Source organism: Vibrio sp. ZOR0018, from assembly GCF_963865925.1.
Lineage (GTDB): Bacteria > Pseudomonadota > Gammaproteobacteria > Enterobacterales > Vibrionaceae > Vibrio > Vibrio anguillarum.
In genome coordinates, this window is sequence record NZ_CAWMCN010000119.1 from 1 (window position 1) to 21975 (window position 21975).

Here is a 21975-nt window from a genome sequence, read left to right on the forward strand (position 1 = left end):
AGTTCATTGATAAATCTTTTTTGATTATCATCAACGAGTGCCCACACAGATTGATAGGTTTATATTGTTAAAGAGCGTTCCTGTCGAACAAGACCGTTAAGTCCGTGTCGCTAGGGGTGCGAATAATACGCTTTAGCTTTTAAGAGTCAAGAGTTATTTTTAACTATCTTTCTCTTTCAACTAGTAACTCGTTTGTGAGGCTTGCCTCACTCCGTGTCAGTGAGGCGGCATTATAGGGAGGTTTTACAATGTGACAAGTTCTTTTTTAAAATCACCTTTCATTCGCTCAAAAAGCCACCAATGTCGCGTTTTATTGAATAAAACTTCAACATTTGAAGGTTATCACAGCAATTGGTTGGAAAAACACCAAGCATAAACGTAAGATTGATGTGTCTATTTTGTTAATCCTAGACATCCTTCTTCTTTTACTTGATATGTAGTATTCCAATATGAACTCTAATAAATCGATTTTACTGGTTGCATCTCTTGCAATAATAGGCGCAATCCTTTTTTCTCTGGTCGCGCTTTCTCCCGCAATTACTTTTGTTCTTGGTGTTGTCTCTTCCGCTCTTGTTTTTAAATTTTTTGGCAGCAAAACGCTAACCGATGATGAGGAGTCAAAACTCTCAACGAAAACACTGTATGTCGGTAACTTGCCATACAAAGCGAATGAAGCTCATGTTCGTGAACTTTTTGCCAAATATGGAGAGGTCTTTGCCGTACGTTTGATGAAAGATAAGCGAACGGGCAAAAGGCGTGGATTTGGCTTTGTTGTGATGGCTTCTGCAAATGTAGATGGTGCTATTTCAGCTTTGAATGAGAAAGACTATATGCAGCGTACATTGAAGGTACGTGTGGCGAATGATCCTAAACATCCTGATGACGATATGTTTGAACAGGAGTAAAACCTAAGTGAGCTAATCGGCTATTGAGCGCGCTTTCTTCCCAAGGAGGTGCGCTTGATAATATCTTGTGTTGTTTGATTTTGCATTGTGGCTCGCTTTTCACACCCAATAGCTCTTGCACACGACGAGCAATAGCTTCTCCGGAATCAACTAGCACGACACTCTTCCCTAATACGGCTTGGATCTCTTCTTTTATTAATGGGAAGTGTGTACAGCCAAGGACCGCCACATCAATACGGTTCACCAAAGGGCTAAGAATCTCTTTTAATTCTGCAAGATCGACAGCTTTGCCCCTCAATTTTTCTTCTGCCATATCCACTAAGCGCGTTGACCCTAGCAATTCAACATTCTTGTCAGATGAGAAATCTCGAATCAAATCGTGAGTGTATTGACGAGTGATAGTCGCTGGGGTAGCAATGAGTCCCACGGCTTTATTTGCCAGTGACGAGGCCGGTTTAATCGCAGGGACAACCCCCACAACTGGTACAGCAAGACAAGAACGCAGCTTGGGTAAGACGATGGTGCTTGCGGTATTACAAGCAATAACGACCAAATCAATGCGCTCTTTCACAACAACATCGCTTACCAACCTAACCACACGCTTAATTAACACCTCTTGATTGAGCTCTCCATAAGGATAAGCTTCATTGTCAAACAGGTAGATGTAGTTTAATTGTGGTAGTTTGGCTTGGACCTCTTGATAAACCGATAACCCACCAACACCAGAGTCAAAGATAAGCACATTAAGCTGAGACGGTTGCGACACTCTGAGCACCTTATAATGAAAACGTTCCGATCATACTCGCTCTTTATCAATTGGCAATGCTCTTGCTCGGTATCTTTGGTGACAAAAACGTTCCCCCAGTTGGAGATGCGTCAACTCTAACTCCAGTGTTCCACCCAAAAAACAGGGCGCATCGGTGACCAGTGTATGAAACTCACCATTTTCGCCACACGGGTCAACCTTTGCTGGTAAAGAATCAATAAACGCTCGTCCATAAGGTTGTCCACAATAGTCTGGCGTGAGGCTGTGACCATCTGTCGTCATCACCATGGTTTGGATGCCGCGATTTATGATCTCTCGCGCAAGAGCGCTACTATCTTCGCCTAACAAGGGCAACACACACTCCCAGCCAGCCGGTTCAATATAGCTTTTGCGATACTGCGCAATACCGTTACAGAACATATCGCCAAAAGCAACGGCGTCTATCTCTAATCCACTTTGTTTTAATGCGCTGATGATGGTCGATTGATAAAGCTCGTTACTTGGAAATACGGCAGGCAGCTCTATTTTGACAACGGGTAATTTTAAAAGTCGTGCTTGTAGCTCAATTACATACAAGGGGGTGGCTTGAAAGGGCACTTCATCTTCGACATAAGTGGTAAAAATGCCCACCACACAATAACGGCTATCTTCCAATAAGCGCTCTAAAGTGAGGGTTGAATCTTTTCCGCTAGACCAACTGACGATAACGTTCTTTTTCATCATCACACTCGCAAAGTAAAAACCGCCCACAGGCGGTTTCAAAAATCAGAATTGGTAAGTAGCATTTACGTAATATGTACGCTCTGGAGATGGGTATCCACCAGCTGTCTCATACTCTTCATCAGTAAGGTTCTCGACTCGACCGTTTAAAGTAAGATTTTCATTTACGTAGTAGTTAACTGAAACATCAAACAAACTGTATGCAGCCAACTCTTCAGAGAAGTCTGGTCGCTCACCGACGTATTGGTACCCCAATGACAAATCAACATCATCGAAACTAGCTGCCGCGTTATACTTATAAATCTTCTTAGCACGGCGGACTAACTGTTCACCAGATTGGTCTTTTGGATCTTGGAAGTTAGCACTCACTTGGTGGTTAATAAAGCCTGTATCAAAACCGACAACCATTTCCACACCACGTAATTGGCTTTCACCATCAGTGTTGTAATACTTACTCGTCGCGTAATTATAATCAATTAAGTCTTCAACGTTTGTATCGTATCCAGTAATTGACCAATCAACCTCTTGGATTAAACCACTAAAAGTTAATTCAAATGAATCCGCTTTCTCGGCTTCTAGCTTGTCATTACCGTAGTAACTATATAGTTGATACAAGTTCGGAGCTTTAAACGATGTACCATAGGCAGCCTTAACCACAAGCCATTCTGCGTAACGATAACCTAACCCTGTGTTATACGTTGTTTCAGTATCAAACTGTTCATTGTCATCAGCACGAATGCTCAACTCACCAAACACTTTATCCGCATCTACGTTTAATGCCGTGAAGTATGCAACATTGGTTCGATCATATTCAGTATTCGATGGCTTAACGATGTAGGCCTCATCTCGCCAATCAACACCACCACTTAACGTCAGTGCTGAAGTAACTTTGTATGAGTTTACCCATTGAACATTAAGTTGCTCAAGCTCATCAGACGTAGCCGAAGAAGAGTTCTTACCTAGAGACTTTTCGTAATTCCAGTTGTCTTGGTTTTGATAATTAACTAGGAATTCAGACTTTAGCTCACTGCCATTAAATTTAACGCCAGCAGCAACAGTAGAGTTTTGTACTTCAGCTTCTTTGTAAGAGTGGACAGGGTTGCCGGTATTATGATCAACATACGAACCATCATATTGAGAGATAGTCTCGAACATTCGGAAATTCGCAAAGCCACTCCACTGTTGGTCGAAGTTATGTACATACCCGAGCAAAGCATTACGTGATTCAAACCCATGACGGTCACCATCGTTTACTCCGGGCATTGGGTGAACGTTATAGCCCTCATCAGAATCGTAACCAACCGATACGTTTAAATGACCGTTCTCGCCAACTTTAGTACCACTAACAAAACTTAATTCTTCATAATCACGGCTGCCTAATCCTGCACTCACTACAGTTTCTTCATTGTCAGAACTGACAACTGTAATGATATTAATCACACCACCAATAGCCTCTGAACCATACATAGCAGCACGAGCACCTCGTACATACTCTACTCGGTCAACAAATGCGATTGGCAGCTGGCTGAAATCGACACCACCTTTTGCAGCGCGAGCAAAACGAATGCCGTCAATTAAGACAAGAACCTGATCAGAGTTAGCACCTCGAACAAAGATCGAAGCTTGCTGGCCTCTACCACCATTCTGTGTAACTTGAATACCCGTTAATCGTTTGAATACATCAGTTAGTGACTTAGCTTGAATACGAGCTATATCTTGACGTGTCACAACCTCCACTTGAGCAATAACACTTTCGGTACTTTGCTCAAAACGGTTAGCCGTAACCACCATGGTTTCGTCAGCAGATGCTTCTTGGGCGTGTAAATTGGAGATAAGTGAAAGCAGCGATGCTACAGCCGCCGCTAAAAGGGATTTATTCATATTGTGATCCTAATTCGCGTAAGTCCTACCAAATCAACCAAAAGGTGGAATAGATTTGGCTGCTGGCAGGTATTCGGACTTGAGAGCTCTTGACCTACTAACCCGACTTCCCACAGCATTTTCCTGCAGTGTCATATTGGGTGTTCGTTCTCTCTTACCGCTGCGCGTCAGTTCTGGATTCACACCAGATTCCCTTTTCGGCCATCTATACCGCTAGATAGCACCAGCTGAGGGCGATACTATGGCTCTATTGATAATTTGTCTAGTACTGATTGGTGTCAGCTATTTTTGTTAGCTCGCAATTAATGACTAATTCAGGACAAAACTGGACAAGCGCGAGGGATTGAATAAAATCTGCGCTCTTTATTATTTGAATGCACCATACCCAAGCAAAGGTAATACCATGGCGACTCTTGATGTAAACCCACAACACTACCAGCAACAGTTGGCGGAAAAGACCGAGCGTCTGACCCAAATGTTCGCACAATACAACATGCCTCAGTTGGAAGTGTTTGAATCACCAGAGCAGTATTACCGTATGCGTGCAGAATTTCGAGTTTGGCACGAAGGTGATGAGCTTTACTACATCATGTTCAACCAAGAAACACGTGAAAAATACCGCGTTGACCAGTTTCCTGCGGCCAGTCGTTTAATTAATGATTTGATGCCACTTTTGGTCGATGCACTTAAAGGCAGCGACTCACTGCGTCGTAAACTTTTCCAAGTCGATTTTCTCTCCACTCTTAGTGGTGAAGTACTGGTTTCTCTGCTTTATCATCGCCAACTCGATGAAGAATGGATAACCCAAGCAAAAGCATTAAAACAGCGTCTCAATGATGAGGGATTCAACCTCAATTTGATTGGCCGTGCACGTAAAATGAAAGTCGTGCTAGATCGAGATTTTGTGATTGAGAAACTGAACGTACATGGTCAAAGTTACATTTATCAACAAGTGGAAAACAGTTTTACTCAACCAAACGGTACTGTTGCGCAAAAAATGTTGGAATGGGCCGTTGACTGCACGCAAGAGAGCCAAGGCGATTTATTAGAGCTCTACTGTGGGAATGGTAACTTTTCACTGGCATTGGCGAAAAATTTCGAGCGAGTGCTCGCAACCGAATTAGCCAAACCTTCTGTTGATTCCGCGCAATACAACATTGCGGCGAATAAAATAGACAATGTGCAAATCATCCGCATGTCTGCCGAAGAGTTTACTCAAGCGATGGAAGGTCAACGTGAGTTTCGTCGTTTACAACAAGCGGGAGTTGATCTCAAAAGCTATCGTTGCAACACCATTTTTGTTGACCCACCGCGCTCGGGGATGGATATCGATACCTGCAAAATGGTGCAAGGCTACGAGCGGATTGTGTATATCTCCTGCAACCCAGAAACCTTAAAAGAGAATTTAGACACTCTATGTGAAACACACAAAGTGACTCGTTTCGCTCTATTCGACCAATTCCCTTACACCCACCATATGGAAGCAGGCGTATTGCTGGAGAAGATTAAATAAGACTTTCAATCGATATTTAAATTTCGACTTAATCGGCTTTCACGCATTCGTACTGACAACATTACCTATTATGCTACTCGCTCTGACTAACGGTTTAATCAGGGCGGGCTATGGCACAGGGCGATGCAGAGCCCATACGATAACCGTTGAGATCACCGCTTACCTTCTGCCCAATGCAGAATCTCTGCATACTCACCCAATTCTACAATCAGTAGAGCCTGCCCACCGGTTAATTCAATCAATGGTTATCTGTCATTTTGTCTGACTTTGAAGCAGAAAATTACACCGCATCACAACGAATAGAACAAAATAATCGGTGAGCCAAACTAAATGCATGGGAACGTTTACAGATTGATTTTGATATAAACGTCAGACCCAAAGCCAATCTCATTAAGGAAAGTTCATCACTCGCCTTTAAAATTGCTTAAAAACACATTCCAGAGAGGATGATCACACGAAAGAAGAATAAATCCGTTATTACTATGAAAATGTAAACCCCATCGTGGAAACGTTTCCACATTTTATTTACACTGAATAGCAAGCTAGGACTCAAAAAATAAAACAATTAGCTACTCTATGTATGGCACTGTTTTTGGCCGCGTTAGCGTCGATTACCAGAACAAAAAAGTCATCCATTACGGTATTCACTACCGTAGCTCAATACGGTTAGAAACAAAAAATCAAGTAGGAAAACCATGAAGGCATTTTCAGATATTCTCCAACGACGTGACTGGGAAAGCCCGCAATCAGTGAATATTCACTGCTTAAAAGCACACAGCCCACTTTCCAGTTACCGAGATATTGACCATGCCCGTGACGGCGTTTACGCCCAACGTCAATCGCTGAATGGCCAATGGAAATTCAAAGTGTTCGACTCGCCAGAACAAGTCGAAGGCGAGTTTATTCAAACCAAATTCAATGACACGAACTGGGATGAAATAACGGTTCCTTCCAACTGGCAGCGACAAGGCTACGACAAACCAATTTACACCAACGTAAAATACCCGTTTGAAGTAAACCCTCCATTAGTGCCCGCTGAAAACCCGACAGGTTGTTACCGCACTACGATTTCCCGCTCAGAAGCCGATCTTGCCAATACCCAGCGCATCATCTTCGATGGTGTGAACTCAGCATTCCACCTATGGTGCAACGGCACTTGGGTGGGATACAGCCAAGATAGCCGCTTGCCTTCCGAATTCGACTTATCGCCCTACCTAGTGGCTGGCGAGAATACACTTGCCGTGATGGTGATGCGTTGGTGTGATGGCAGCTACCTAGAAGACCAAGACATGTGGTGGCTAAGTGGTATTTTCCGCGACGTAGCTCTGCTTTCTAAACCGCAACACTGCATTGAAGATGTATTCGTCACGCCAGATTTGGATGCGTGTTATCGCGATGGTTCACTATCAATCGTGACGCACATTTCAGCGCCAGATTGTTACCAAGTGCAAGTGCAGCTCTTTGATGGTGAATGCGCAGTGACTGAGCCGCGAATTGATCGCCCGCACAACCGCCGTATTGACGAGCGAGGCACATACGATGACGTGGTATTTCAAACATTGCATGTGCGTGAGCCAAACAAATGGAGCGCAGAAACCCCCAATCTATACCGCCTAGTCGTTTCACTATTAGATGAAAACGGCATACATCTAGAGAGTGAAGCCTATCATGTGGGCTTTCGCAAAGTGGAAATCACTGATGGTCAGTTGAAACTCAACGGCAGGCCTTTGCTGATCCGTGGCGTTAACCGTCATGAGCATCATCCAGAGCTTGGGCATGTGATGACAGAAGAAGACATGATCCGCGACATCTGTTTGATGAAGCAATACAATTTCAACGCGGTACGTACAGCGCACTACCCAAATCACCCTCGTTGGTACGAACTGTGTGACCAATACGGCTTGTACGTGTGCGATGAAGCGAACATCGAAACCCATGGCATGCAGCCGATGAATCGCCTTTCGAGCAATCCACAATGGGCACACGCATACATGAGCCGCTACACCCAAATGGTGATGCGCGATAAAAACCATCCTTCTATCATCATCTGGTCTTTGGGTAACGAGTCTGGCCACGGCAGCAACCACAATGCGATGTACGCCTGGTCGAAAAACTACGATTCGTCGCGCCCTGTTCAATATGAAGGTGGCGGTGCCAATACCGCTGCAACCGACATCATTGCGCCTATGTACGCCCGTGTGAATACAACGATTGCAGATGAAGCAGTACCAAAATGGCCAATCAAAAAATGGATTTCTCTACCCAACGAAACTCGCCCACTGATCTTATGTGAATACGCTCACGCAATGGGTAACAGTTTGGGGAGTTTTAATGAATATTGGGATACATTCCGCGAGTTTCCTCGCCTTCAAGGCGGCTTTATCTGGGATTGGGTAGACCAAGGCTTGAGCCAATGGGACGAGAACGGCCAACACTTCTGGGCTTACGGTGGCGATTTTGGCGATAAAATCAATGACCGCCAGTTCTGCATCAACGGGTTGATCTTCCCAGATCGCACTGTGCATCCAACATTGGAAGAAGCCAAATACTGCCAGCGTATGATTCGCGTGTCGCTGCAAGAACAAGCGAAAGGATTCTGTCATCTATTAGTAACTAACGAAAACCTATTTCGTGCAACGGACAACGAGCAATTGAACTGGTCACTTTTGGAAGATGGCAAATTGATTCAATCTGGCTCTGTTGTGCTGAACATCAAAGCCGATAGCCAAGCAACCGTAGATATTGCTTTTGAATTTACACCTAAAGCAGAAGCGCGATACCACTTGAATACTGACATCACCTTAGTGGCTGAAACACTTTGGGCACCCGCGGGACATGTGAGCGCTTCTGAGCAATTTGCGCTACGCAATACCGCAGGTCTCGCCATGCCTAAATTGGAAACGCAACCAGCCCCAGCGATAAGCCAGCAAAAAGGCATGATCGTAGTCACCAGCCTAAATGAGAAGCATCAATGGTGCTGGGATAGTCAAACAGGCTTGATGATTGATTGGCAAGTCGATGGCAAAGCGCAAATGCTGGCGGCACCGCAAGATAACTTCTTCCGTGCGCCACTGGATAACGATATTGGTGTGAGTGAAGTGGATAACGTAGATCCAAACGCTTGGGTATGCCGTTGGGATATGGCTGGTATTGGCCAATGGAAACGCGAATGTGTCAGTTGCCATAGCGACATGTTGGCGCATGCCGTGCAAGTAACATCAACTTTCGCTTACCAATTCAACGGTGCCGTGCAAGCCATCACCACTTGGACGTATACGCTGAAAAACAGTGGCGAAATGCAGCTGACCGTTGATGTGACACTTGCCGATGATCTACCACCCATGCCACGTATCGGCTTGGAGTTGCAATTGCCATTGCATGAGCAGAGTACACCAATCACTTGGCAAGGTTTAGGTCCGTTTGAGAACTACCCAGACCGCCTATCTGCAGCACGTTTTGGTTTGCACACGCAAACGCTAGAAGAGATGCATACTCCGTACATTTTCCCAACCGACAGTGGCTTACGTTGTGGAACTCAATGGCTGCAAGTGAACGAACTGGCGATATCTGGCGATTTCCAATTTAGTGTCAGTCAATATGCTCAACAGACGCTGGCAAAAGCAAAACACACCTGTGATTTAATGGCAGAAAAAACCATTTATGTGCGCCTAGACCATCAGCACATGGGCGTGGGTGGTGATGATTCTTGGAGCCCTAGTGTGCACAAAGAATTCCAGCTAACTGGCAATAATTACGTTTACCGAATATCGTTCAAAGCAATTTCGCATCGTATTTAAAAACGCACCGATAACGGCTATCGCCACTTACAACGATTACGTGACAGCGGGATGCATGACGCTACGACAAGAAAACGGCGTCCACATCCCTGTGATATGTCTTTGATAGGCTTGGATGACGGTCACATCGCACGCTATATCTACCTAGTCATTGATGACTTAGTCGGCGTGATGGCGACCAAGAAAACCCAATTTTCTTCCAACCCAGAGTAGCAACAACAGCAATACGAGAATGGCGAAAAAGTTAGAACCAGAATCTGGATATTGTGCTTTGATAAATGCCGAATGACCAAAAGCACCGACAAAGAAACAGGCAAGCGCTACCAATGGAAGATCTTCCGCCACCGGATGGCGCAAATATTCTTGATACAACGCCTGCACAGAAAGCACTAATGCAATCAGTGGGAAAATGGAGAACGGAACTTGGCTAATGGTTACCCAAGACAACAAGGCATCGCCGCACATACCTGCGATGAGCGCTAGCACAAGTGTTTTTCTTTCCGAACCACGATGGGTTGTGTTGTTTTCATTCGACATTACTCTATCCCCCCTTTGAGCCGATTACGTTCACGTTCTTTGCGATACCAAAATGCCCCTTTGGCTAGCATTCGCAACTGCATGATCAAACGTTCAGCAAGCTCATCTCGCTCACGTCGATCTAAATCTAAAGCTTCAGCGCCGGAGCTGAACACCAAAATAACGGAAGCTTCGGCCTGAGTTAATGCCTCGTCACGACCCATGCCTGTCGTCATCAAATACTCGGTGAGCTCTGCGGAAAAGTGCTGTATTTCTCGCACTACCGCGGCACGAAACTCGCAAGAAGTACCTGAGCGTTCTCGCAGTAATAAGCGAAACACATTGGGACTACTTTCAATAAATTCCATGAAGGTTTCAACCGACGTGCGAATCACACTGCCCTCTTTGACAATGCGCTGCCGTGCTTGGCGCATCAATTGACGCAGCAGTAAACCGCCTTCATCAACCATGGTTAAACCCAACTCATCCATATCTTTAAAATGTCGATAGAATGAGGTGGGCGCAATCCCCGCCTCGCGGGCCACTTCTCGTAAACTTAAGTTAGAAAAACTCCGATCGGCACTTAATTGGCTAAATGCTGCATCAATCAATGAACGACGTGTTTTTTCTTTTTGTAATGCGCGAATTCCCATCGATTTCATATTAAGTCGCTTCTCTTTTACTATCTGAGCCATACTATAACGTGATTGAGCACGTTGTCTAAGCCACAACATCGCCTCTTTGGACAAAGTAACCAATTAAACAGTCACCTAACCTAATTTCAATCACTCGCCACAGTAAGATGGGCAAAGCAATAGCATAAAGTGGCATTTTCACCTCTCGAGCGTGATCCTCTCCACTCTCTGATGGCAACATCGTTTACCGCACTGATGGATCAGTTAAAATCTCGCTACAGCAATGTTAAACAAATACAACAAGGAATAGAGTATGGCGAACCAAAACCACTTCGATGTCATCGTAATTGGTAGCGGCCCAGGCGGAGAAGGCGCCGCAATGGGTTTGACTAAAGCGGGGTTTAATGTCGCCATTATCGAAAAAGAGAGTAGTGTTGGCGGCGGTTGTACCCATTGGGGCACCATTCCCTCCAAGGCGTTACGCCATGCGGTCAGCCGCATCATCGAATTCAACAGTAACCCTCTATTTTGTAAAAACAACACCAGTATTCATCTCACTTTCTCTGATATTTTAGGCCATGCTAAATCTGTGATTGATAAACAAACTCGCTTGCGCCAAGGCTTTTACGATCGCAATCAGTGTACGCTGATTTTTGGTAACGCTAAGTTTACCCACAAAAATACCGTGGCGGTTACGCACGCTGACGGCAGCATCGAAAAATACAGCGCCGACAAATTTGTGATTGCGACTGGCTCACGCCCTTATCAACCTGATGATGTTGATTTTACTCATGAACGAGTTTATGACAGCGATTCGATTCTCTCGCTTAAACACGATCCTCGCCACATCATCATTTATGGCGCAGGCGTCATTGGTTGCGAATACGCTTCGATTTTCCGCGGATTAGGCGTCAAAACCGACCTCATCAATACCCGTGACCGCTTGCTGTCGTTTCTGGATAACGAAACGTCTGATGCACTCTCGTACCATTTTTGGAACAGCGGCATTGTGATTCGTAATGATGAAACCCATGAAAAGATTGAAGGCACTGACGATGGTGTGATCGTTCACTTGCAATCGGGCAAAAAAATGAAAGCCGACTGTATCTTGTATGCCAATGGACGCACGGGCAACACTGACAAATTGAACCTCAAAGCGGTGGGCCTGAATGCCGACTCACGTGGCCAACTGGCCGTCAATCGTAACTATCAAACCTCGGTGGAGCACATCTACGCGGTCGGTGATGTAATTGGCTACCCAAGCCTTGCGAGCGCAGCCTATGATCAAGGTCGATTTGTCGCTCAAGCGATTGCTCATGGTCAAGCGCAAGGGCACTTAATTGATGACATTCCAACTGGGATTTACACCATTCCTGAAATCAGTTCAGTAGGCAAAACAGAGCAAGAACTCACCGCGGCCAAAATTCCGTATGAAGTTGGCCGCTCTTCGTTTAAACACCTCGCACGAGCACAAATTTCTGGCAAAGATATCGGCAGCTTGAAAATTTTGTTTCACCGAGAGACAAAAGAAATTTTAGGTATTCATGTGTTTGGAGAACGCGCGGCTGAAATCATCCATATCGGACAGGCAATTATGGAGCAAAAAGGCGAAGCCAATACCCTCGAATATTTCGTCAATACCACCTTCAATTATCCAACCATGGCCGAAGCCTACCGCGTGGCGGCGTTAAATGGCCTGAATCGATTGTTCTAATCATCGACCTAATTCTGCCTGCTAATGGAATGAAAGCCGCTAACGAGTGCGGCTTTCTTTTTGGTAACCTAGTGAGTGAAGTGCTTAGGGATAGATTCGGTGATCAAGTGAGAAAAACACCGCGTCGCCATTGTGAGATAAAGACCACACCTAAACTGATGCCGCGCATCGCCATAAAGCTGATCATCGCCATCCACAGGGCGTGATTACCCAAAGACTGAGCCAGATAGAAAACGCTGAAAAAACTGCACATCGCGACAAACATGCTGTTGCGCATCTCTTTACCTTTGGTCGCGCCGATAAAAATACCATCCAATAAAAAACACCACATCGCGGTTAACGGCATCGCCACCAGCCACGCTAGATAACGGTTAGCCGCTTGCTGAACTGCGTTAATGTCAGTGATCAGCGTGATCAACGCCGATCCCCACACCGCAAACATCACCGTTAACGCTAAACAGATTAGCGCACTCCAGAAAAAACTGCCGATCAGAGCTCTTTTGAGCTGCGCCTCACTTTTTGCACCAATCGCTTTGCCAACCATGGCCTCCATCGCATAAGCGAAACCATCCATGCCATAGGATATCATCATCAAAAAACTCATTAAGACAGCGTTAGCCGCCACAGTTTGATCGCCAAACGCCGCCCCTTGAAAGGTCATAAAGCTGAACGCCGCCTGCAAACAGAGTGAACGCAGGAAAATATCGCGATTCAATTTCACAAAGCGGCTAAGACCTTGTGTCACTAAAACACCTAGCTGCAGTGGCGAAGGGAGTTGATGCCGCCACCAATAGCGCCAAACACACAGTAAACCAAAGCTCATACCCGCATAATCGGCGATAACCGATGCCAGCGCAGCACCTTCCACTTTCCAGCCGAAACCCAACACAAACAGAATGTCCAACGCGATGTTGGTTAAGTTAGTTATGATCACCATCCACATCGGCGCTTTAGCATTTTGCGTGGCTAACAGCCAACCGAGCAGTACAAAGTTGGCCAATGCGGCGGGCGCACTCCACGCTCGAATCACAAAATACTGCAACCCATATTGTTTTACTTGCTCACTGGCACTGCTAGCTGAAAAAATCGCATCGCCAATCCATCGATGCAGAATCAAAAACAACAACGCAAATGCCAGTGCCATCAAGAGTCCTTGCAGCAAGACTAACGCCAGTTTTTGTGGCGACTGTTCACCGTATGCTTGCGCCGCAAGGCCTGTGGTCGACATTCTTAAAAAGCCGAGTAACCAGAAAGTAACACTGACTACCGTACCGCCGAGTGCCACACCACCTAAATACCAAGCGTGTTCCAGATGACCGATCACCGCCGCATCAACTAAACCTAACAGCGGTACGGTAATATTGGACAGCACCATAGGTATCGCCAGTAGCAACACTTGTCGATGTACGGAACGGTTCGATAACGTTTGTAAAATAGATTGCAACACGTTGACCTCTCATGGGTGAGAGCAAAGTGTAGCGGAGTGATAGGAGGACGGCTAGCGGTTACTCACCAACGGACATAAACTAAAACGGGTGTTAAGCGCAGCTTGTAAACCATCACCTTACTTAACCAACGTTGCCATAATTTCCAGCGGCCACAATGTTGATCGAGCGGTGAAAACGTTTTTGCCGACGAAGCCCAAGGCAAGACATTGAGTACCGCTTCGGTTGGATTAGCAAAACCATGTCCGTAATGGCCTGAGCCCATTTTCTGACCTAAAGCGGAAGCAGTTTTGTCTCCAGCCAGCATTAAACAAGCCGCCGCATTAGAAAAATGCAAACCCAATGCGCGGATAAAATAGGTGAGTTGCTGCGCCGTACAATCTAATAACGCATGCTCACAAACGATTAAAACGGCTGAGGATTCCGCAATAGGCAATGCATCCAACCACTGAAGATCATCGACACTGCCACACACATGTTGATAACGCTCACTGCGATGAAACAATTTCTGCCGCCACAGCAGGTTTTCGGTGATATCGAGTTCTATCCAATGGCAACGCCCGTTGTCTACCCGATAAAAACGGGTATCTAACCCTGCACCGACATTAATGATCCATCCATCAGGGTTACGCTCAATAAACGCGCGCACTTGTTGATCGCACAATTGCGTTAAGGTCGCATGCAGCAATTGTTTTTGATCGATATCACCGCTTAAACATTCGGGGGCTAAGTGACAGCTCTGGCAGGCCTTTGCAGCGATCGGATCATACACTAACCCGTTATCAACCAAACTTTCGCGGCTACGAAACCACAACGGTTGAACTAAATTGGTTGGAATATGATGACGTGGGGTTAGTGAATGTTTATCGGTAGGCATTACCATCTTCCTTATGTCGCAACTCGATGTAACAACAAAGAAGATGATAATGAATATCAGTTAGAATGACAAGTTATTGAGAATAGATCTCAATAATAAATTACATCCAATCGGTATTGCGAATAATGCCGACGGCCACACCTTCAATGGTGAGCTGCTGAGATTTAAGATCCACTTCAATCGGTGAGAACGCTTCATTCTCTGCGTGCAATAACACGGTAGAGCCTTTGCGTTCTAGACGTTTTACCGTCACATCATCTTCAACACGCGCCACCACCACTTGCCCATTACGCACATCTTGTGTTTTGTGCACTGCGAGTAAGTCACCGTCCATAATGCCAATATCTTTCATACTTTCGCCTTGCACACGCAGTAAGAAATCCGCTTGAGGGCGAAACATATTGGGATCCACTTGGTAATGCGCTTCGACATGCTCTTGCGCCAAAATAGGCTCTCCCGCCGCGACTCGACCAATTAAAGGCAGGCCAAGATCTTCTGGCTCATTGGCAGCTTCAAGTAAGATACGCAACCCACGAGAGGCACCCGGAATAATTTCAATCGCTTGTTTACGAGCCAGTGCTTTTAAATGCTCTTCTGCGGCATTGGCGGAACGAAAACCCAGCTCGCGTGCGATTTCAGCGCGAGTCGGTGGCATTCCGGTTTCGTCGATCTTACTGCGGATAAGATCAAATACTTGTTGCTGGCGGGGCGTTAACGGCTTCATATCTCACCTGTCTGTTTATACAGTTAACTGTGAGTATATCCAGTAATCGAATAAATGGAAGAGCGGACGCTTATTTTTTGGCTATTTACAAAAAATGCCGCAATCGACCGATAAATACCTCACCGATTCACTCACCGCGCTCGCAAGTGATGCTGTTTTACTAAACAATAATGATTAAAAGGTTTGACCAGTTTCTGGTATCCTTGCGGCTCAAAAATAGCTAGCCGCTTCGGCGCATATCGATTTCTCTGAGTATCAACTCACAGGGAAATGGACATGCGCTTAAGCATATTGAAATATTCTTGAGGCGACGACCTTTATGTCTTCTGGACACTCATTATCTCGTTCACTACTAAAATTACCTTTGTCTGCGTTGGTCAAAGGCACGGCGATTCCTTCTAATCCAATAGAAGACCACGGCATTGATATTCACAAGCCGATTGTTTACGCCTTACCTTTTCGCTCAAGTGTTGATTTGCTCACCTTGCAAACTCACGCCAAAGAACTGGGTTTACCTGATCCGCTGCAACCACTTGAGCTAAACGGCAAAAGTTTTGCCCGTTATGTTTTCATCTCGGCGCGCCCAACCTTGATGCGCAATGATCAGCACGTTCCTAGTGACTCTATCGCTCTTTTTTCTGAACTGCTTGAGCTACATAAGTTTGATACGGAATTGGACGTTCAAATGATCCCAGCGACGGTGCTTTGGGGACGTAAACCAGGTAAAGAGGGGCAAGAGAAACCCTATCTCCAAGCCTTAAATGGCCCACAAAAAGCACTCGCGGTAATTTTTGCTGGACGCGATTGCATGGTGCGCTTTAGCCCCGTCGTTTCACTGCGCTATATGGCTGATTCACACGGCACCGACGAATCTATCGCGCATAAATTGGCACGAGTGGCTCGTATTCATTTCTCTCGCCAAAAGCTGGCAGCTTCTGGGCCAAATTTGCCCAATCGCCAAGCGCTGTTTAACCGCCTAATTAAATCACAAGCGATTGAAAAAGCGATTGAAGATCAAGCGAAAGCCAACAATATCTCCCTCGAAAAAGCACGCAAAGAAGCGCATGACATCATGGATGAGATTGCCGCTGATTTCTCTTACTCCTTAATCAAGAAAGGAGAGCGCATACTGGGCTGGTTATGGAACCGCATTTACCAAGGGCTTAATATAAATAATGCCGCCACCGTGCGTCGCCTTGCGCAAGATGGACACGAGATTGTCTATGTCCCTTGCCACCGCAGCCATATGGATTATCTCTTACTTTCTTATGTGCTGTATCGCGAAGGTATGGTGCCACCGCATATTGCCGCCGGAATCAACTTGAATTTTTTCCCAGCAGGTCCGATTTTCCGCCGTGGCGGCGCATTCTTCATTCGTCGCAGCTTTAAAGGCAATAAGCTCTATTCGACCATTTTCCGCGAATATCTGGCCGAGCTATTTGCCAAAGGCTATTCAGTTGAATATTTCAGCGAAGGTGGCCGTTCACGCACTGGCCGTTTACTGCCAGCGAAAACAGGCATGCTGGCGATGACCATCCAAGCCATGTTGCGCGGCCTTAACCGCCCGGTGACCCTCGTTCCAGTTTATATCGGTTATGAACATGTGATGGAAGTAAGCACTTACGCCAAAGAGCTACGCGGCAAAAGTAAAGAGAAAGAAAATGCGGGTTTAGTGCTGCGCACGATTCGCAAGCTGCGTAATTTTGGCCAAGGCTATGTCAATTTCGGCGAACCGATCCCGTTGAACCAATACCTTAACGAGCAAGTGCCAGAATGGACGCAAGATATTGATCCTATGGGCAGCACCAAGCCGCAGTGGATCAACCCTATTGTTAACCAACTGGCCACCAAGATGATGACGCACATTAACGATGCGGCGGCGGCCAATGCCTTAACTTTGTGTGCCACCGCGTTACTTGCTTCACGCCAAAGCGCACTGGCTCGTGACAATTTGGTTAAGCAAATCGACTGCTATTTATCGCTACTAAATAACGTGCGCTACTCAGCAACCTGCACTGTGCCTAAAGCCAGTGCGGAAGAACTGGTTAACCACGCACAGTCGCTCGACAAGTTTGTAATTGAATCCGATACCATGGGCGAGATTATTTCTCTTGACCGCAATCAGTCGATTTTGATGACCTACTATCGCAATAACATCATTCATCTGTTTGCCATTCCCTCACTGATTGCGCAGATGTTGATCCGCCAGCAAACGCTATCACTAGAGCAGATAACCGCCAATGTGGCACTGATTTATCCCTTCTTAAAGCAGGAGCTATTTTTAAGCTTTGCGCAAGATGAACTCGCAGATGTAGTCAACGCTTACGTTAACGAACTGCAACGTCAACAATTAGTGACGCTAGAAGAGGGTGTCGTGGCTATTAATCAAGCCAAAACACAAGTGTTGATGCTGCTCGGTCGTACCATTTCAGAAACCCTACAACGCTACGCGATTGCTCTCAATCTACTGGTTGCCAACCCTGAAGTGGGCAAATCAGATTTAGAGCAAAAAAGCCAAGAAATTGCACAACGTCTTGGCCGTTTGCATGGCATCAATGCCCCTGAGTTTTTTGATAAAGGGGTATTCTCCGCCATGTTTGTCACGCTCAAAGAGCAGGGCTATTTGGATGTTGATGGCAATTGCCATTTAGAACCAACCGTTCAGCTAGCACGCCTACTTTACTCGATGCTCTATCCTGAAATTCGCTTAACCATTCAAGAAAGTATCTGCCAAGCGAACTAATCGGGCGTAAGAAACAGTAAAGGCATCCCAATGGATGCCTTTACTTTATTCGTGAAGTACTTACAAAAACTAGTGAACTACTTACCAAAACGCAAAAAGCAGGCCCAACGTTAACACCATGCCAACGTGATTGTTATTGAGAAAAGCGTGGAAGCATAAATCACGATCACGATGACGAATTAAACGCTGCTGATACACAAACAGAGCCGCTGCAGCCAATACTGACCAATAAAAACTCGCCCCTAACTGATAATAACCACCAAGTGCGATCATCAACGCCAGTACCAATAACTGTAAAATGCCGATGATGATTTTATCAAAACGACCAAATAAAATAGCGGTCGATTTGACTCCGATATTAATATCGTCATCACGATCAACCATCGCATACTGCGTATCATACGCCACAGTCCACAACGCATTGATCAAAAATAGCCCCCACATCACCGCTGGCAATTCGTTGGCTTGCGCCGCCCATGCCATCGGAATAGACCAACTAAAGGCCAGCCCTAATACCAACTGCGGAAGGTGTGTATAACGTTTCATGAACGGATAAACAAACGCTAATGCGATACCGACAAAGGAGAGCTGAACCGTGAGTGGATTCATGGTCAAAACCAGCAGGAAAGAAGTGATACCTAGCGTTAAAAACAGTGCAATCGCCTCTTTGGTTGTCACACGCCCGGCAGGCAAAGGCCGCTGTTTGGTTCGTTTAACATGTCCATCGACTCTGCGATCAGCAAAATCGTTGATCACGCAACCCGCTGAGCGCATCAACAACACCCCCAACACGAATACCAATAATACTTTAGGATCGGGGAAACCTTGCGCGGCTAAAATCAATGCCCATAAGGTTGGCCACAACAATAGCAAAGAACCAATTGGCCGATCCATGCGCATCAGTTGCCAATAAGCACGCGCCTTAACCAAAGTCATGACACTCTCTCCTTAGAGTAAATCGGTGAAAAGGGTAAAAACAGCTCCGCAACTAACATCGGTTTATTATTCATCCATAATCGTGAACGGCGTGCAAGCAACGGCCCCTCTTCCATCATTGCCCAGCCCACTTGTAGTGCGTCACGCTTAACGTGCTCAGCACGAAAAACCGTTAACCCAAGCGGGATATCACCTTGACGCGCTAAGTCATATTGCTGACCCAGCATCGAAGATTGAGGAATTAAAGTACGGCCTAAAACCCATGGCTGTTGATCACCACGCAGCACAACCTGACGTAACAAACAGGCTTCATCAGATAACAGAGCCATCTCATCGCCCTGTAATTTTTCTGCCTCAACGAGCTTATTGTGCAGTAGTTCAACGCTCAGTTGCTGACACTGCGCCTCTAACACGCGAGATAATGATCCTTGCTCTAAAAGCCAAGACTGAGAAACCTGATCAGGAAAAGAAAAAACGTCAGGTTGTTGCCAAATTACTTCTCGCAAAGCAGACAGATAGAGCGAAATTGATTGATTCATACTAGTATTCAATTAGTGGCTTTATCAACATACAATAAAGGTCCATTTTTGGTTAACACAACCATAAAAAGCGCTCACTCACAGAATCCCTCGGTTGGAGGTTAGAAACCCGCTTGTAAAAACGGGAAGCGACAACTGCGGTATATTCCAAACAACGAGATAAGCATTTTGATTACAATCCGATGCTCTATTGTAACAAGACTCAAGCGATTCGAGTATCGTGAACCAACTAAAGAAAAGATAGAAATATGCTTAAACGTTATGTAGCCCAAATAATTATCGCCCTAAGCTTGTTTTGTGCGTTACCAAGTTATGCACAAGATGAAAAAGCGCCTAGGCTGGCGTACTTTACCTTAGAGCCGGATCTCACCACCAACTTTTTCACCAAAGGAAATAAGTTAGGTTACATCCAAGTTCGTATCGACGTGATGGTATCCAGCGACGCCGATTTACCCGCCGTTGAACGGCATCAACCACTGATTCGTGATGCCATCGTCGAGCTACTCGGTAAACAGACCGAAGAGACGATAAAATCACTCGCAGGTCGGGAAGATTTAAGAAAAACGTTGGTCACAGAGCTCAACGCGGTGTTACTGCCTGAAATAGGCCGAACCATTATTGCTGACCTACTGTTTACTAAATACATCTATCAATAGAGCAGCGATTGCCGCTCTATTGATGTTTTGCTTAACGAGTTCGATGACGGCTGGCGTCATTTAATCCAAAGGCGATTCCTGCAAATAGACCCGCTAAATGCGCGCTGTTGGCAATCGCCATAAAGGGTTGTACAAACCCGAGCACCAACCACACCAGCATAAAACCGATCACCGGTTTGGGCATTTGCAAGCCAAGATGAGGGGCTTTCCAACCAAGCATCCATAGATAACCGACCAACGCATAGACCACACCCGATAAACCACCAAAATTGGCTCCTTCAACCCAGTACTGAGCCGCACCGGACAACAATGCTGACACTAAAAATAGCTGTCCAAGTTTGAATGATCCAAGCCGTTTTTCAACATCGCCCCCCAACTGCCACCACCATAACAAGTTAAAGACGATGTGCAGCACAGAGAAATGAAGTAAAGCATGACTAAACCAGCGCCAAATCTGCCATTGCTGCCCAGCCAAAGCAGGAAAATGTAATGCGGAAAATACTTGATTGGCTAGCCCAAACTGCTGCAATGCAAAGATAATGGCGCATACCATCATCACGCCCAGTGTTAAAGGCCCAGCTTTGGCTTTGAGCATCGCCAACATGCTCGGTGAACGATATTGAAAGTGACTTTTACGGCTTTCAGCCACATCCCATGAAGCGGCTTGATACTTTCTGTCATTTGGATTGTGCAGAAAATGGTTGAGTTCCGCTTCGGCTTCAATCTGATGTTGCTCATCAAGTAACCATAACGCAAATTGACCACTCCCTTCCGGCATCATTTGAATCTCAATTTCACGAGAGGCCATGTAATCAATAAAGGCTTGCGCCATTCTTGGGTTATTGAGCGTGATCAGTCTTAACATAAGTCATCCTAATTGCTGGTTACGGGCAAGCCTGCACGATGCCAAGCTTCGAATCCACCATCCACACTATACACCTGTTCAAAACCTTGGTTAATCAGATACTGTGCAGCACCTTGGCTGCTAATACCGTGATAACACATCACTAAAATGGGTTGGTCAAATTCGCTTTTTTCCATAAATGAAACCATGCTATCGTTGGTTAAGTGGAATGCGCCATTTGCATGTGCAACCGCAAAAGATTGCGCATCACGAATATCCACTAATTGCGCATCATGTTGTTCCATTAAAGCTTGTGCTGCTTGAGCATTGATATGTTGAAACTGATCCATCGCTTCCTCTGATTGGTTTTATTTTTGGCGTTTGATTGTAACCTATCCCAAGGCAATCAAGTACACGGCCTTTATAAGGTTATCCACCACTGATCACTTTTTCACCGTTTGTGGATAATCTTGTGGATTGCGTTGATAAAGTAGTAAATGAGAAATAGATCCACAACATGTAGTGATGATCCTTACTTTTCTGTGTGTAACACAATACATATCCCCAAATATAAAACGGTGTTCAAGCCTTGATTTAACCGACTTGATGACAGCTCACGAATAATTTTGTCACAGAGTTATCCACAATCAGCGCGCTGAAAATTTGATCACTTAAAGTGATCAAAAGTAAAAATCCGCCTTCTTAGAAGGCGGCTTTGGTTTACAGCCCCCTGAAAGGGGGCATCCTCGCGCTGTTAGTTCATC

General features: G+C 45.6%; 18 protein-coding genes and 1 riboswitch. Of the genes, 6 read left to right on the plus strand and 12 right to left on the minus strand.

What is annotated here, in order from left to right:
- Positions 1-449: 449 nt before the first annotated feature.
- Positions 450-905, plus strand: a complete 456-nt coding sequence (locus AACR75_RS13125) for an RNA recognition motif domain-containing protein (protein WP_017044858.1) — start codon at positions 450-452, stop codon at positions 903-905.
- Here AACR75_RS13125 and murI read toward each other — a convergent pair.
- From murI to btuB, 3 genes are read right to left on the minus strand one after another with little or no spacing between them, the layout of a single operon-like run.
- Complete coding sequence (gene murI, locus AACR75_RS13130; protein WP_026028593.1) at positions 868-1671, minus strand: glutamate racemase; 804 nt, start codon at positions 1669-1671, stop codon at positions 868-870. The two genes, AACR75_RS13125 and murI, sit on opposite strands and share 38 nt — an antisense overlap.
- Positions 1672-1701: 30 nt before the next feature.
- On the minus strand, positions 1702-2391 hold the full coding sequence (locus AACR75_RS13135; RefSeq protein WP_049785465.1) for an ATPase: 690 nt from the start codon (positions 2389-2391) through the stop codon (positions 1702-1704).
- Between the two features lie 45 nt (positions 2392-2436).
- Positions 2437-4272, minus strand: a complete 1836-nt coding sequence (btuB, locus tag AACR75_RS13140) for a TonB-dependent vitamin B12 receptor (protein WP_047690433.1) — start codon at positions 4270-4272, stop codon at positions 2437-2439.
- 47 nt (positions 4273-4319) lie between these two features.
- Positions 4320-4515: riboswitch (cobalamin riboswitch) on the minus strand.
- A 160-nt stretch (positions 4516-4675) separates the two neighbouring features.
- Between btuB and trmA the strand changes: the two genes are divergently transcribed.
- Positions 4676-5785, plus strand: a complete 1110-nt coding sequence (trmA, locus tag AACR75_RS13145; protein WP_047690436.1) for a tRNA (uridine(54)-C5)-methyltransferase TrmA — start codon at positions 4676-4678, stop codon at positions 5783-5785.
- A gap of 695 nt (positions 5786-6480) precedes the next feature.
- Positions 6481-9582 carry a beta-galactosidase gene (locus tag AACR75_RS13150; protein WP_047690439.1) on the plus strand — a complete coding sequence of 1034 codons (3102 nt, stop codon included), beginning with the start codon at positions 6481-6483 and terminating at the stop codon, positions 9580-9582.
- 159 nt (positions 9583-9741) lie between these two features.
- Here the strand turns inward: AACR75_RS13150 and AACR75_RS13160 are convergent, their stop codons facing one another.
- Entirely contained in the window at positions 9742-10119 is a 378-nt protein-coding gene (locus AACR75_RS13160; RefSeq protein WP_017042075.1) for a YijD family membrane protein, read from the minus strand.
- Positions 10119-10760 carry an HTH-type transcriptional repressor FabR gene (gene fabR, locus AACR75_RS13165; RefSeq protein ID WP_017048583.1) on the minus strand — a complete coding sequence of 214 codons (642 nt, stop codon included), beginning with the start codon at positions 10758-10760 and terminating at the stop codon, positions 10119-10121. Before fabR ends, AACR75_RS13160 begins: the two co-directional genes overlap by 1 nt.
- Positions 10761-11046: 286 nt before the next feature.
- Here fabR and sthA point away from each other — a divergent pair, with 286 nt between their 5' ends.
- Positions 11047-12447: a Si-specific NAD(P)(+) transhydrogenase gene (sthA, locus tag AACR75_RS13170; RefSeq protein WP_017048582.1), complete on the plus strand. Its 1401-nt coding sequence runs from the start codon at positions 11047-11049 to the stop codon at positions 12445-12447.
- Between the two features lie 103 nt (positions 12448-12550).
- Here sthA and dinF read toward each other — a convergent pair whose 3' ends face one another.
- The 3 genes from dinF to lexA form a co-directional block, all read right to left on the minus strand.
- Complete coding sequence (gene dinF, locus AACR75_RS13175) at positions 12551-13894, minus strand: MATE family efflux transporter DinF (protein WP_047690442.1); 1344 nt, start codon at positions 13892-13894, stop codon at positions 12551-12553.
- A 62-nt stretch (positions 13895-13956) separates the two neighbouring features.
- The gene (locus AACR75_RS13180; RefSeq protein ID WP_017048580.1) at positions 13957-14775 is read right to left on the minus strand and encodes a class I SAM-dependent methyltransferase; all 819 of its coding nucleotides are present in this window, start codon (positions 14773-14775) and stop codon (positions 13957-13959) included.
- 94 nt (positions 14776-14869) lie between these two features.
- Complete coding sequence (gene lexA / locus AACR75_RS13185; RefSeq protein WP_026028591.1) at positions 14870-15493, minus strand: transcriptional repressor LexA; 624 nt, start codon at positions 15491-15493, stop codon at positions 14870-14872.
- A 319-nt stretch (positions 15494-15812) separates the two neighbouring features.
- Here lexA and plsB point away from each other — a divergent pair, with 319 nt between their 5' ends.
- Positions 15813-18236, plus strand: a complete 2424-nt coding sequence (gene plsB, locus AACR75_RS13190; protein WP_047690444.1) for a glycerol-3-phosphate 1-O-acyltransferase PlsB — start codon at positions 15813-15815, stop codon at positions 18234-18236.
- An 81-nt stretch (positions 18237-18317) separates the two neighbouring features.
- Here the strand turns inward: plsB and ubiA are convergent, their stop codons facing one another.
- Together ubiA and AACR75_RS13200 are read right to left on the minus strand one after the other, a co-directional pair.
- Positions 18318-19172: a 4-hydroxybenzoate octaprenyltransferase gene (ubiA, locus tag AACR75_RS13195; protein ID WP_017042069.1), complete on the minus strand. Its 855-nt coding sequence runs from the start codon at positions 19170-19172 to the stop codon at positions 18318-18320.
- Positions 19169-19723, minus strand: coding sequence for a chorismate lyase (locus AACR75_RS13200; RefSeq protein ID WP_013855487.1), 555 nt, complete (start codon positions 19721-19723; stop codon positions 19169-19171). Before AACR75_RS13200 ends, ubiA begins: the two co-directional genes overlap by 4 nt.
- Before the next feature lie 236 nt (positions 19724-19959).
- On the opposite strand from AACR75_RS13200, the gene AACR75_RS13205 reads away from it, so the two are divergent.
- Positions 19960-20367, plus strand: coding sequence for a flagellar basal body-associated protein FliL (locus AACR75_RS13205; protein ID WP_013855488.1), 408 nt, complete (start codon positions 19960-19962; stop codon positions 20365-20367).
- A gap of 31 nt (positions 20368-20398) precedes the next feature.
- On the opposite strand, the gene glpG is transcribed toward AACR75_RS13205, so the two are convergent.
- The gene (glpG, locus tag AACR75_RS13210; RefSeq protein WP_047690446.1) at positions 20399-21232 is read right to left on the minus strand and encodes a rhomboid family intramembrane serine protease GlpG; all 834 of its coding nucleotides are present in this window, start codon (positions 21230-21232) and stop codon (positions 20399-20401) included.
- A gap of 8 nt (positions 21233-21240) precedes the next feature.
- Positions 21241-21561, minus strand: coding sequence for a thiosulfate sulfurtransferase GlpE (glpE, locus tag AACR75_RS13215; RefSeq protein ID WP_010316900.1), 321 nt, complete (start codon positions 21559-21561; stop codon positions 21241-21243).
- Positions 21562-21975: the final 414 nt, after the last annotated feature.